The sequence below is a fragment of the Xanthomonas sp. 3058 genome (assembly GCF_014199765.1).
GTDB lineage: Bacteria > Pseudomonadota > Gammaproteobacteria > Xanthomonadales > Xanthomonadaceae > Xanthomonas > Xanthomonas campestris_B.
On sequence record NZ_JACHOF010000012.1, the window covers coordinates 1 to 12996 of the forward strand.

10 protein-coding genes are annotated in these 12996 nt (G+C 66.2%); 4 read left to right on the forward strand and 6 right to left on the reverse strand.

Annotated features, from left to right (window positions below; genetic code table 11):
• Positions 1-215: 215 nt before the first annotated feature.
• On the reverse strand, positions 216-452 hold the full coding sequence (locus GGR61_RS14530; protein WP_184622236.1) for a helix-turn-helix domain-containing protein: 237 nt from the start codon (positions 450-452) through the stop codon (positions 216-218).
• Between the two features lie 90 nt (positions 453-542).
• Here GGR61_RS14530 and GGR61_RS14535 point away from each other — a divergent pair, with 90 nt between their 5' ends.
• Complete coding sequence (locus GGR61_RS14535; RefSeq protein ID WP_260287949.1) at positions 543-1073, forward strand: hypothetical protein; 531 nt, start codon at positions 543-545, stop codon at positions 1071-1073.
• A gap of 137 nt (positions 1074-1210) precedes the next feature.
• Here GGR61_RS14535 and GGR61_RS14540 read toward each other — a convergent pair whose 3' ends face one another.
• Together GGR61_RS14540 and GGR61_RS14545 are read right to left on the reverse strand one after the other, a co-directional pair.
• Positions 1211-1873 (reverse strand): hemolysin III family protein, encoded by a 663-nt coding sequence (locus GGR61_RS14540; protein WP_184408327.1) that lies wholly within the window; start codon positions 1871-1873, stop codon positions 1211-1213.
• A 217-nt stretch (positions 1874-2090) separates the two neighbouring features.
• Complete coding sequence (locus GGR61_RS14545) at positions 2091-2555, reverse strand: hypothetical protein (protein WP_184408326.1); 465 nt, start codon at positions 2553-2555, stop codon at positions 2091-2093.
• Positions 2556-2837: 282 nt separating this feature from the next.
• Here GGR61_RS14545 and GGR61_RS14550 point away from each other — a divergent pair, with 282 nt between their 5' ends.
• The 3 genes from GGR61_RS14550 to GGR61_RS14560 all read left to right on the forward strand — a co-directional run bounded on the left by GGR61_RS14550 (position 2838) and on the right by GGR61_RS14560 (position 8513).
• Positions 2838-5330 (forward strand): DEAD/DEAH box helicase, encoded by a 2493-nt coding sequence (locus tag GGR61_RS14550; protein WP_184622238.1) that lies wholly within the window; start codon positions 2838-2840, stop codon positions 5328-5330.
• Positions 5327-7111: a ribonuclease H-like domain-containing protein gene (locus tag GGR61_RS14555; protein ID WP_184622240.1), complete on the forward strand. Its 1785-nt coding sequence runs from the start codon at positions 5327-5329 to the stop codon at positions 7109-7111. The genes GGR61_RS14550 and GGR61_RS14555 overlap by 4 nt, the downstream gene beginning before the upstream one ends.
• A 613-nt stretch (positions 7112-7724) precedes the next feature.
• On the forward strand, positions 7725-8513 hold the full coding sequence (locus GGR61_RS14560) for a DUF1868 domain-containing protein (RefSeq protein ID WP_184622242.1): 789 nt from the start codon (positions 7725-7727) through the stop codon (positions 8511-8513).
• Between the two features lie 214 nt (positions 8514-8727).
• Here the strand turns inward: GGR61_RS14560 and GGR61_RS14565 are convergent, their stop codons facing one another.
• The 3 genes from GGR61_RS14565 to GGR61_RS14575 form a co-directional block, all read right to left on the reverse strand.
• A complete protein-coding gene (locus GGR61_RS14565) occupies positions 8728-9843 on the reverse strand; it encodes a saccharopine dehydrogenase NADP-binding domain-containing protein (RefSeq protein WP_184622244.1) in 1116 nt (371 codons plus the stop codon).
• Positions 9844-10188: 345 nt separating this feature from the next.
• A complete protein-coding gene (locus tag GGR61_RS14570; RefSeq protein WP_184622246.1) occupies positions 10189-12015 on the reverse strand; it encodes a M56 family metallopeptidase in 1827 nt (608 codons plus the stop codon).
• Between the two features lie 3 nt (positions 12016-12018).
• Entirely contained in the window at positions 12019-12405 is a 387-nt protein-coding gene (locus GGR61_RS14575; protein ID WP_184408320.1) for a BlaI/MecI/CopY family transcriptional regulator, read from the reverse strand.
• Between the last annotated feature and the right edge of the window lie 591 nt (positions 12406-12996).

The window sequence follows — 12996 nt, forward strand, 5'->3', positions numbered from 1 at the left end:
CCGGAAACGGCAAAAAAATCGAGGATCTGAGCGCCGTCAGCCTGGTCGATGTGGTTAGGCTCATCCTCCGATGCCGTTGATCAGACCATCCTTAGTGGGCGGCAAGATCACTGCGCTGGGAATTCGCTGATATTATGTGTCCCCATGTGGTCGGCAGATGCGGCAGGTCATCTGCTCAAACGGCGGGCGTTCGTAGAGAGACCCATGCTACGCGCTTACGCCACTTGCCCGAATCCGCTGCGGTACACCGAGGGTGCCACTCCGACATAGCGGCGGAAGGCAGCCCGGAACGCATCCAGCATGCCGCAGGCGTCGGCGATGCGAGCCAGGTCCAGCGGGCCTTGTTCCAGCAGCGCCGTTGCCGCGCGCACGCGTTCGCCCTGCAGCCAGTACGCCGGTGTGGTGCCGATCGTGGCCGATGCGGCATCGTCAAAGCGATGCAGCTGGCCCATACCTGGCGATGGGACGGAAAGCAGCCGATACTGCGCGCCCGCGTTGCCTTGCGTAGGCAGTGCATATGCCACGCACGCTGCCCGTCCTGGATGTTTCGCTTGCCGCACAGTTCATTCCGTCTTTTCATGCCGCTGGCCTTGCTCGGCCTGCTGGTCGCCTGCTCTGGTGGCAGCGCACCTGACGCCACACCGCGCCCGGCGTCAGAGCACGTCAATCTTGACGATCTGCGACAGCTGGGTTGCAGCGTCGCCGCCACGCCCAAGCGCGATCTGCGCAGCATCCCGTTGATGGGCCAGATCGATGGCTATGGCTTTACCAGCACCACGCCCTGCGCGACCCAATTGGTCAGCCTGCTGCAATCGGCCGAGTACGAAGATGCGGCGTGGGAAGGCGCGCGCACCGCGGCCCGCTCGTTCGCCAAACAGCACGGGTTCGAGCAGGACAGTGGCGAAGGCCGGATCGGCGAGTACAGCGAGATCGCGCTCTTCAGCCGCAACGGCACGCCGGTGGGGTTCGAATACAGCGTGCAGGCCAAGGGCCGGCTGCATTCGGTGATCCTGCTCTCCGACAGCATTGCGCCGGATGCCGCGTTCGAAGCGGTGTTGACGAAGAAACTGTGAGTGTTGGCGCCGCGTCGCTGGCGTCCGTGCAGTGCGTGGAACGTTGATAGGACACGGCCGTGTCCGCATCGGCGCGCGTGGCAGCCGCTGTCGGCTGACGCGCCGCAGCGCCGACAACTCTCGGCGGCCCGCGCCTGCTACACCCCGCCCAACGGGCCCAGGCACAACCAGATCGCATACCAGTGCGACAACGCGCCACCGAGGACGTGGGCATGCCAGATGGCGCGGTTGTAGACCATCGATTTGCGCACGTAGAAGGTCACGCCCACCGTGTAGAACGCACCGCCGCCGGCGATGAGCCAGAGCACCGTGCTGTCCAGCCCGGCCATGATGGGCTTGATCACCACGATGCCGGCCCAGCCCAGCAGCAGGTAAATCGCCACCCAGAACCCCTTGGCGATACCGGGCAGGCACAACTTGGCGAAGACGCCGAACAAGGCCACGCTCCAGACGCCCAGCAGCATCGCCCAGCGCCAGGTGCCATCGAGCGTGACCAGAAAGAAGGGGGTATACGAGCCGGCGATCATCACGAAGATGCCGGCGTGGTCGAACTTGCGCAGCATCGGTTGGCGCTGCGGCGGAGCAAAGTTGTAGGCGGCCGAACAGGCGAACATCACCAGCAGCCCTGCTGCATAGACGCAGATGGCAAGCACCATCGTCTGGTCGGCATGGGCGCGCCAGACCATCCAGGCGCCCCCGACGATGGCCAGAAACAGGCCGGCGGCGTGGACGACGACATCGGCACGGCGGGCGCCGGCGGTCTTGTAATGTGCGGCAGGGGCGGGAGCAGGCACGGACAAGGGGGGTCTTCGACGCGTCAGGGACGGCGCCGCTGCGCGAGGGGGGAGCACAGGATACGCGTTGGCCGCGACGATCAGCTAGGCGTCGTCGGACCGCGAGCGCGCACATCGACGCGTGCTGCCGGCTTGGCTGGCTGGCAGCACGCGCCACGCAGGCAAGCGCGGCCACCCCGTTGCAGGCGCTGGAACGGCAAGCGCTAGCCTTCGGTTGCGACAATCACGCGCCGGTGGCGTAGAGCGCGTCGATGGAACGCTTGTTGTCCGCTGCCGAAGGGTGGCTCATGGCGCCTTCGCGCTCCAGTTCCACTTCCCAATCGCTCACCTGCACCTTGAGTTCGCGCGCGCAGCGCTTGAGTTGGGACAGCGTGACCTCTGCCTCGTCGCTCCAGAACGCCGCGTCGACCGACGTACGGAACGTGCCGTCGGCATAGATCCAAAGGGCACGCCCGACCGTGCTGTCGTCGCCCTTGCGCTGGCCGAGCGCCTCGGCGTCGGCGGCGCTACGCAGGGTGCCATGGATCTCGAAATCGGTGCGCTGCGCGTTGGTGAAGGTCACCTTCAGATGCGCGTGCAGGCCTTTGGCATCCTTCAACTTGCTGGTGACATCCTTGATGTAGACATCCTGGGCCGTCGAGGCCTTGTTGCTGAAACCGTTGTCCTGCAGAAACTGGGCACTGACCATGAGCTGACTCCGTAAGGGTAGGTAGAGGCATCCGTCGCCACGCGAAGGACATGCGCAGCGTAGGGATGCCGCGCATCGCACCACCATCGGTGCGATGCCCATTTCCGCTGCCCGATACACTGAGAACAAAGGCCCCCGGAATACCGTCGTCCCAACCTCTGGTGATGGTGGCGTGCGCTGCGGGGATGAAGCGATCAGCTACGCGACTTGTCTGGCGTTGCTCCCGCGTCTCACTCTCTGAGACTCTTTCCTGCTCCCCTGCAACGCTTTGGATTCTCACGCATGGTTTACGCCCTAGCCCGCCGCACCGAAACCGCCGAACGCGCGCTGGCCACCACCGATGGCCGCCCCAGCCGCGATGGGGCGTTGCTCACCGAGCGCCTGGAACGGCGCTACCACGACCGCATCACCGGCAGCTTCACCCTCCCCGGGCGCGACGGCCGCTATGCGCCGATCCCCGACGATGTGCCAAGCGCGCTGGCCGATGCACTGCGTGCGCGCGGCATCAGCCAGCTCTACAGTCACCAGGCCGAGGCGTGGGCAGCGACCCAGCGCGGCGAGCACGTGGCGATCGTGACGCCCACCGCCTCCGGCAAATCGCTGTGCTACACGTTGCCGGTGGTGAGTGCGGCGATGACCTCCGGCGCCAAGGCGCTGTACCTGTTTCCGACCAAGGCGCTGGCGCAGGACCAGGTGGCCGAGCTGCTGGAGTTGAACCGCGCCGGCGAGCTGGGGGTCAAGGCCTTCACCTTCGATGGCGACACGCCCGGCGATGCGCGCCAGGCGATCCGCCTGCATGGCGACATCGTGGTGAGCAACCCGGACATGCTGCACCAGGCGATCCTGCCGCATCACACCAAGTGGGCGCAGTTCTTCGAGAACCTGCGCTATGTGGTGATCGACGAGATCCACACTTATCGCGGCGTGTTCGGCAGCCATGTCACCAACGTGCTGCGCAGGCTCAAGCGCATCTGCGCGTTCTATGGCGCCAACCCGCAGTTCATCCTGTGCTCGGCCACCATCGGCAACCCGCATGCGCACGCGCAGGCCTTGATCGAAGAACAGGTGCATGCGATCACCGAATCCGGCGCGCCCACCGGTGACAAGCATGTGCTGTTGTGGAACCCGCCGGTGGTCAATGCCGACCTGGGCCTGCGTGCGTCGGCGCGCTCGCAGAGCAACCGCATTGCGCGTATCGCGATCAAGAGCGGGCTGAAGACGCTGGTATTCGCGCAGACGCGCCTGATGGTGGAAGTGCTGACCAAGTACCTGAAGGACATCTTCGACCACGACCCGCGCAAGCCGCCGCGCATCCGTGCGTACCGAGGTGGCTATCTGCCCACCGAGCGGCGCGAGGTGGAGCGTGCGATGCGCGCCGGCAACATCGACGGCATCGTGTCGACCTCGGCGCTGGAACTGGGCGTGGATATCGGCGCGCTGGATGTGGTGATCCTCAACGGATATCCGGGCAGCGTGGCGGCGACCTGGCAGCGTTTCGGCCGTGCCGGGCGGCGCCAGCAACCGGCGCTGGGCGTGCTGGTGGCCAGCTCGCAACCGCTGGACCAGTACGTGGTGCGGCATCCGGACTTCTTCGCCGATGCCTCGCCCGAGCACGCGCGTATTGCGCCGGACCAGCCACTGATCCTGTTCGACCACATCCGTTGCGCCGCGTTCGAGTTGCCGTTCATTGCCGACGAGCCGTTCGGGCCGATCGACCCGCTGGTGTTTCTGGAAGCGCTGGCCGAGAGCGAAGTGATCCACCAGGAAGGCGACCGCTGGGAATGGATCGCCGACAGCTACCCGGCCAATGCGGTGAGCCTGCGCTCGGTGGCCGACGGCAACTTCGTGGTGGTGGACAAGAGCGATGGCAAGCAGCAGATCATCGCCGAGGTGGATTACTCGGCCGCTGCGCTGACCCTGTACGAAGGCGCCATCCACATGGTGCAGAGCACGCCGTACCAGGTCGAGCGGCTGGATTGGGAGGGCCGCAAGGCCTATGTCACGCGCACCCACGTGGACTACTACACCGACAGCATCGACTACACCAAGTTGAAGGTACTGGACCGCTTCGACGGCAGCGTGGCCGGGCGCGGTGACTCGCACCATGGCGAGGTGCATGTGGTGCGGCGCGTGTCCGGCTACAAGAAGATCCGTTATTACACGCACGAGAACATCGGCTACGGCCCGGTCAATCTGCCCGACCAGGAATTGCATACCACCGCGGTGTGGTGGCAGTTGCCACAGGCCACGCTGGGGAAGGCTTTTGCCTCCAAGCAGGATGCGCTGGACGGATTTTTGGGTGCGGCGTATGCGCTGCACGTGGTGGCCACGGTGGCGGTGATGGCCGATGCGCGCGACCTGCAGAAAGCCGTAGGCAACGGCGACGGTGCGTGGTTTGCGGTGGCCGACCAGACCGGACGCGGGCAATTGCGCGGCGTGGACGAAGGCGAGCAAGGCGCGGTGGAACTGCAGCAGGCCTTCGTGCCCACGGTGTACCTGTACGACAACTTCCCCGGTGGCGTGGGCCTGAGCGAGCCGTTGTGGCTGCGCCAGGCCGAACTGTTGCAACGCGCCGATGAGTTGGTGCGGCGGTGCGATTGCAGCGCCGGCTGCCCGGCGTGTGTGGGACCGGTGCTGGCCGCGCATGAGGAAGGCAAGGGTGAATCGCCGAAGTCCTTGGCGTTGACGGTGCTGGCGCTGTTGTTCGATGCGGATGCGCCGTTGCGGCATGCCACGTCGTTCGACGACGACCTGGCGCTGGATGTGCTTGCATGAGCGTGAGTGCGGACCGGCTGCGGGTGTTGCGTCGGCAGGCGGGACATGCGGATGTGCGTGCGCCAGTGGTGGTTGCAGACGGCGATGCACCGCATGGCACGCAGGCAGCGGCTGCAGTTGATGCGAATGCCGACGTTGTGGGTGGCCTGTCGCAATCGCAGTCCAGTGCAGGCGCGCGTGGCGTACCGCATAGAGCGATGGCACGGCAGGTCGCGCGTCCCGCTCCCGCCGATGATGCTGCGCATGCGGGTGTGGGTTCGCCGCGGTTGCACGGTGAGGTGCGCAGTGGCGTCGTCTCGTCCTGCGCTGCGCCGGCAACCGCGCAGAGCGGCCTGAACGATGAAGTCGTTGCGTTGGCGACCGACGGCACGATGGGTTCGTCTACGCAACAGATGCACTCCGCAGTGGTCAAGCGCACGTCTGGCGACGCAACCGGCGTGGTCGCTGTTGTCGGCAGCGCGCACACCGGTCCGGCAACGGCAATGGCTGCAGCCGCACAGCCGCCGCGTGACCCCGCGCCGACCCTGCCTGGCAGCGGCCCCGGTGTCAGCGCAGAACGTCTGCGCTTGCTACGCCGTCAGGTCGGCGGGCTGACACCTGCAGCGCGCAAGGACGAGGCGGTGATACCGACGCGTGCGCAGCGTCTGCCTGCGCCCGGTGCCACCTCGCAGGGGTGGCGCGCTGCGCCGCGCAATGCTGCTGCGCCAAGCGCGCAGGCAGGCAACGTAGACGCTGGCAGTGACAGGCATGCCCAGGCAGAGACACCGTCAATGACGCGCCGCACCTTGCAGGCACCGGGTGCTGCAGCACCGGCGCGCGATGCCTCCGTGTTTGCATGGGTGGAGCACGACGTGCGCCACCGGCCGGCATCGCCGTTGCAGTCGCAATCGCAGTCGACTGCAAATGCCGATACCGATGCCGCAAAGCGTCTGGCTACATCGAATGAAACATCCATCGCACCAATGCCCGCTTCACAGCGACGCACCGATATCGCCGGCTTGCGCAAGATGATCGGGCTGCGCGAGCGCGCCGTATCGGCGCAGACGCCGGCACGTGTGACGTCCACCGACCGCCATCTGCCCGGCAACGAGATCGCCCCCGGCCTGCATCTGATCGAAGCATTCCTGCCGCAGCCGATTCCGCAGGAAGCCTTGTCGTTGGCATTCGCCAAACGCCAGGACGCGGTGAACCCGATGGATCTGCTGTTCTTCGATACCGAAACCACCGGCCTGGCCGGTGGCACCGGCACCCGCGCCTTTATGATCGGCGCAGCCGATTGGCAGGTGGATCAGGCACACGGTAGCGGCTTGCGCGTGCGCCAGTTGATGATGTCCACGATGGCCGCCGAAAGCGCGATGCTGGATCTGTTCCGTAGCTGGCTGTCGCCGCAGACCGTGCTGTCCAGTTACAACGGCCGCTGCTATGACGCACCGTTGTTGAAGACACGCTACCGCCTGGCGCGGCGCGGCGACCCGATTTCCGCACTGGATCATGTGGATCTATTGTTCCCCACACGGCGCCGGTATCGCGGCACCTGGGAGAACTGCAAGCTGTCCACCATCGAACGCCAGTTGCTGCGCGTGGTGCGCGAAGACGACCTGCCCGGCTCCGAAGCCCCGGCTGCATGGTTGAGTTATCTGCGCGGCGGCAGCGCGCGCAACCTGCGCCGGGTGGCCGAGCACAATCACCAGGACGTGGTGACGTTGTCGCTGCTGATGCAGCGCCTGGTGGCGGTGGACGCGCAGGAGCGTGAAGTGATTCCGCTAATGGATACGCCGTAGAGTGCATGCGCACGGCTGGGCATACCTCGCCGGTAATCGCCAGCTGCGTGTAGCCATGCACCGGGAACAGGGGGTGCGTGTGCTGCATGCCGCACGCAAATCCGGTGTTCCGGCTTGTTTCCGCGTGGCGGCAAGCGCAGTGCCTGGATCGCCACGTCCGATGGACGCCTTGTCCACCTGCCGTGGCACCGCCGCCGCGTCCCGATCCGAACAGATGGCCGCGTTGACGAAGCCGCGCGTGCGCTAACGCGTCAAGGCCTGGCGTTGTCATCTCCGGCTCAACCCGATCACGTAGGGTGTGGCGCTGCACGACCTTGTCGGCAGGTGTATCCGCTCCGTTCATGGGCAGCGTTGTGCTGGCCCGCCTGCATGAGGAATTCCCGCAGGCGTCGTCTGCTAACGAACTTAGGGTCGCGCATGGCCTGCGTGTTTCGACAATGACGGGTTTGCGGCGATGCGACCTCGACGCAACGTTGCGCGCACCGGCTGCGTGCAGGCACACGCGGCGGTCAAGGATGGGCGTCCCGGTGTGGTGGTCGTCAGACCTCGACCCATTGCCGTGGATTTCTGACAGCGGTCCTCCACCTCAACCTCACCCTGCAAGGACTAACGCATGCCGTCATTCCTGGACACCTCCTTCAGCCGTCGCCGTCTGCTGATTGGCGCTGCCGGCGCAACGGCGCTGGCCACCGCGTTGCCAGCGCTCGCCGACCCCGCACCGCCCCGGGATGTGGGCAGCAAGTTCCTGCGCTCCAGGCGACCGATGCCATTTGCCGGCAACACGTTTCTGGGGCATCTGGATCAGCAGGGCGATGGCTACGACAGCTTCGATCGGGTGCTGGATATCTATCGCGAGCTCCCCGAGCACGGCTTTGCCAGCAAGCTCGCGGTGCTGCCGCCGAGCAGCTACCACGCAACGTTGCTGGGCGGGGTCAATGAGATCGACCGGGCGCGCGGGCCGTGGCCAAGCGATACGGCGCGCGATGTTCCGCTGGCCGACATCAGTGCCGGTTTCCTGTCACGGCTGAAGCAGCGCGGCGGTCCGCCGTTAGGGGCGTGCCGCTTCCTGGTCGACCCCACTGCGATGAAGGCCGGCCGCAACGAGAATCTGTTGATTCCCTTGATCCCTGCCGATGCGCACACCGCGCAACGCTTGGAGGCTGCGCGTCAGGGGCTGATGGCGTTGACCAAGCTGCAGCGCCCGGACTACATCAATTTCCGTTTTCACATCTCGCTGGCCTACCTGTGCCAGACCCTCGATGCGGCAGAACAGGCTGCGTATCGCAGTGCCGTGTCCGGATGGCTCACGCGGCTTGCAGCAGCCGGGCCGATCACCGTGCCGCATTTCCACTTCTGTACGTTTGCGGATATGGATGCGTTTCGTACGGTGCACGAGGTATGAGGTTGGTCGCGTGGGATCGAACGGCTGTGTGCACGCCACTAGGAGCCGCAGCAGCGTCAACGCGCAAGTGATCGTGTGCTGGCTTGCACTCGCCCATCCGCACTGGCGCAACGCTTACTCGCGCCAAGGGAGTGGAGCCTGGGCCGCTGGTGCTTGTTGGTTGCGGAGTGTCTGGCTCGTGCACGGCTGTGCGGTTGTATCGCATGACGTGTCATCACACACCCACCTCCGATAACTCGGTCGTCATGTGCCACGCTGCAAATTCCTGTTCGAACTCCGCCAGCGTCAGCAAGCCCATGCATGCCTGCGCGCCGATCGGCACGGGCTGGCCTGCGGCGAGTTTGCGGATCAACAAAATCGCTGCAAAACACGGAATCTCCGGGCCGTGCAGCATCGGCGCGGTGAGATCCCAGTTCAGCACCAGCGGCTGACCATCACGCACACCGCGCAGCTGCACGCGCATTCCGCCCAGATCGGTGCCGAAGCGGTCGAACCAGCGACCGGCACGGGCCATGGCCTCTGCCAGGCGTGCCATCGGCAGCGGCACACCGTGGCAACGCAACCAGGCGATGGCGGCCAGGCAGCGCTGCAGGAACGTCACCTCCAACGCGGCGCGAAATTGCACGGTATGCACACCGGGATAGCGCTGCGGCAACAGGTCGTGGTCAGGCACATCGCACGGCGAGGCCAGGCGTGGCGCGAGCTGGGCGAACTGCACGCGTGTTGGCCTGGCCCAGCCCACCACCGTTTGCCAACGGCCATCGCGCCACCACGCGAACGGCGTGCCGCAATACGACAGCGCCGCACCCACGGTGGCCAGGCCCAGCGGGGTGCCCTGTGCGGGCGCGATCAGCATGCTGATGGAATGCAGCGCAGAAAAGCGCGGCAACAACGCGTCGATCACCGCGCTCGACAGTGCGGGCAAGGTGCTGGCGCCGCTGATCGCCACGCACCGCGCCTGCTGCGCGATGGCGTCGAGTGCAGCTGGGAAATCGCGGACGAAGGCGCGGCCGTCGGCCAGGTCGATGTAGTGCATGCCGGCCCTCAGACAGGTGCGGGCGACGGCATAGTCCTGGCCCTGGAATGGCCCTGCGGTATGCACCACCGCATCGGCATGGGTGGCCATCAACCGCGCGGCGAAGTCGGCTGCATCGATATCCAGCTGACAGGTGGAGATGCGTCCGGGCACCGCATCGGGCCAGGTGCGGCCGATATCGCCGGGATGCCGTCCGGCCGCGATCACCTGGATCTGCGCCGTCGCCGCCAGCGCCCGCACGATGCGCGCGCCGAAATGCCCGAAACCTCCCAACACCACTACCCGGTACGTCATCGCCCACTCGCCGTCTACGCGTATTGCACAGTATCAACGCGCAGACGCGCGAGGGGCGATCATCCCGAGAGCAGCGTTGCAGCGTGACCGGTTGGTGCGCACACGCATCGCGCAGACGGTGCCGAGCGTCATTGCATACGCCACACGTTCTGTCGTCGGCTGCTGGCCGTCGGCGCGCCGCACAGCTATCGAGGCTTGGGGTGACCGCTTCGCGATCAACACGGCTGGCGCATCCGCACATCGCGCACCGCGTGTGTTGGTCGATTCAAGGCCAGCCGATCCGTCAGCACCCCGCTCTTCGTCTGCGCATGCTGTCCGTTGCCAGCGGGCAGCGGCGCAAGGCGATCAGCCGTCGATCTGCGTGGCCACGCCGCGGGCGATCGCCTCGCGCATGATCTGCCGGGTTTGCTTCTCTGCGCGCGCGCTGGCGGCGGCCTGCTTGCTGGCCAGGTCGGCCTGTTGCATGCCGAGTGCGGCCTGTTGCCTGGCCAATGCCTGGATCTGTTGCTCGACACCACTGCGCCGCATGGCGTCTTCTGCTTGCTGCGCAGCACGCTCGGCCGCCTGTGCGGCAATCGCATCGTGGTCCAGTGAGCTGCGGACGCGTTCGCTCGCAGCGGCGGCGACCTTGGCACCCAGCTCGGCCATCTGTTCACCCAGCCTGCCCTGCTGTTCGCCGAGGTTGCCCTGGCGCTCGCCCAGCGCGCCCTGGGCCTGGCCCAGTTCGGTCACTGGCGCATACAACGCATCCAGGCGCTTGAACGTCCCCGGATCGCGCACGACGTACTGCTTGCCATCCGTGCGGAACCACATCAGCCGACCGTCATTGCCGGCCAGACGACGCACATGTTTGAGATCGTCCACCGATCCGTTCATCACGCTGTCGTTGCCCTGCAGCAGCACGTAGGCATCGCGGTCGGGATCATGCGACAGGTGGATCTGGCCATGCGTGGTGGTGGTCTGGCTGGTGGACGCAGCCGGTGCGACAGGTGTCGCCGGCACGGCGGTTTTCGCGGGTGCGGCATCGCGTGCCGCAGCGGCAGCGGCAGCGGCAGCGGCAGCGGCAGCCGGTGCCACGGGTGTGGAGGTCGCGGCCGCCGGCTTGGCCTGGGCTGGCGCCTGTACAGGTGCTGGTGCGGCAGCAACCGCCGGCGTGGCGGGCATGGCCACCAGGCGCAGCGGCAACACGCCGGTCACCGCCACGGCGCCCAGGATCAATGCGGCTCCAAGCCGCGGGAACGAGGTCGGGTTCTGCAGCATGAGCAATCTCCGTTTGAGGCTGAGGAAGGACGGCGAAGCGCTGGCCACGCCAGCGTGCGGGCGCGGTGCCACGCCCAGTTGCAGCAGCAGGCGGCCGTAGTCGTGGCGGCAATGCCGGTGACCTGCGACCACGGCGGCATCGCAGGCGGCTTCGCGGGCGGTGGCGTATTCGCGGGCGGCCAGATGCACCAGCGGATGGAAGAAGAACAGGTGCTGCGCCAACGACGGCACCAGCCCCCACCACAGATCGCGCCGACGCAGATGGATCAACTCGTGGGTCAGCGCCATGTCCAGATCATCGTCGGCCATGTGCGGCAGGCGCGCGGCAGGCAACAGCAGGACTGGCCGCCAGGGGCCGATCAACTGCGGCGAGGCGATCTGCGACGACAACCGCACCTCCGGCGCTTGCGACAGGCCATGCGCTTCTGCGGCCATCTGCAGCGCGGCGATCAGGACACGATCGGTACACGGTACGGCGGCGCGCACCAGCGCGCGGCTGCGTCGATATGCACGCACGGTGCCGAACACCATCACGGCAATGCCGGCACCCCACAGCGCAATCAACCACAATGCCCAGGACGGACCACTGGCAGCCTGCAGTGCGCTTGCGACGCTCGCATTGCTGGCCGTGGTCGCGCTGGAGGCAGTGGCCGTCACCAGCGGCGCCAAGCTGTCGACGGCGACCAGTGCCGGCGCCGTTGCCGTTGCCGGCAACACCGGCAGCTGCAGCGGCGCGTTCCATAACAATCCCACCACCGCCTGCACACTCACCAACCACCACAGCCAGGTTTGCGTGGTGGCCGGCAAGCGCCGCACGCTGCGGCACAGCGCCCATACCGCCAGCGCCAGCGCCACGGTCTGCACACTGGTGGCACCGAGTTTCCATAACAGCGATTCGATCAGCGGCGACATGGCTCAATCCTCCTTGCGCTGCGATTGCAGCTTGGCGACCAATGCTTCGAGTTCGGCCAGCTCGCGATCGCTGACCTCGGCGCGCTGCGACATCCACGCCACAAATGGCGATACCGAGCCCTGCAAGGTCTTCTCGACAAACTGCCCCACGGCCGAGCGCACTACATCGTCCTGGCCGGTCGTGGCGCTGTAGCGGTACATGCCATCCACCTGTTTGCGGCGCAAAAAGCCTTTGCCACGCAGGCGCTCCATCATGGTCAGCACGGTGGAGCGCGCCAATCCGCGCGCTTCGCCAAACGCAGCGGCGACCTCCCCCACACTGGCGTGCCGCTGTTCTTGGATGTATTGCAGCAGGGCCAGTTCCTGGTCCCCGATGGTCTTGCCGCGCATGGCGAGCTCTCTGACTACAGGTGTCGCTACCGTAGGCGTGACGACACGTGTAGTCAATAGGCCGGATGGCATGGACTGCTGACTGACGCGTTTCTGCGTTGGCGTCTGGTTGTTGCCGTATGACGACAATGCGATCGCGTGGCTTGCGGTCTCGCGGGATGTGATGCGTCACTGCCACGGCGTCGTGCAGTGACGGCACTGGATCTGGCGGTGTCGAATCACGATGTCGAGCGATGCGGCAACTCCGACATCTGACACGCACGGGTTAGGCAGCGCTGTGATCGCGCGTGGGCCACACGCGGTCGCGGTCGCCGTTTGGGCGATTGGGCGATTGCATGCCTGACGCGCGGAGAGCACTCCTTGATCGGTAACCGCAGAAACCCGCATGCAACACCCACTGCGGCCAATCGCCAGGGCGCCATGTACCACGCGCCAGTCGTCAATGCATCTGCATCGACGGCGCAACCAGCATCGACGGGGCATGCACACGATCACGCGTCGCAACATGCTGCTCAATGCATCGCGCCTGCAGCCTCCAACGCCGTCAACGGATGCAACCCCATTGAATGCCGACTGCAGGGTGTACCGCAA

Coding starts and splice junctions, on each gene's coding strand:
- GGR61_RS14530 (WP_184622236.1), bottom strand. CDS start 452: ATGGGCCAGCTGCATCGCTTTGACGATGCCGCATCGGCCACGATCGGC.
- GGR61_RS14535 (WP_260287949.1), top strand. CDS start 543: ATGTTTCGCTTGCCGCACAGTTCATTCCGTCTTTTCATGCCGCTGGCC.
- GGR61_RS14545 (WP_184408326.1), bottom strand. CDS start 2,555: ATGGTCAGTGCCCAGTTTCTGCAGGACAACGGTTTCAGCAACAAGGCC.
- GGR61_RS14550 (WP_184622238.1), top strand. CDS start 2,838: ATGGTTTACGCCCTAGCCCGCCGCACCGAAACCGCCGAACGCGCGCTG.
- GGR61_RS14555 (WP_184622240.1), top strand. CDS start 5,327: ATGAGCGTGAGTGCGGACCGGCTGCGGGTGTTGCGTCGGCAGGCGGGA.
- GGR61_RS14560 (WP_184622242.1), top strand. CDS start 7,725: ATGCCGTCATTCCTGGACACCTCCTTCAGCCGTCGCCGTCTGCTGATT.
- GGR61_RS14565 (WP_184622244.1), bottom strand. CDS start 9,843: ATGACGTACCGGGTAGTGGTGTTGGGAGGTTTCGGGCATTTCGGCGCG.
- GGR61_RS14570 (WP_184622246.1), bottom strand. CDS start 12,015: ATGTCGCCGCTGATCGAATCGCTGTTATGGAAACTCGGTGCCACCAGT.
- GGR61_RS14575 (WP_184408320.1), bottom strand. CDS start 12,405: ATGCGCGGCAAGACCATCGGGGACCAGGAACTGGCCCTGCTGCAATAC.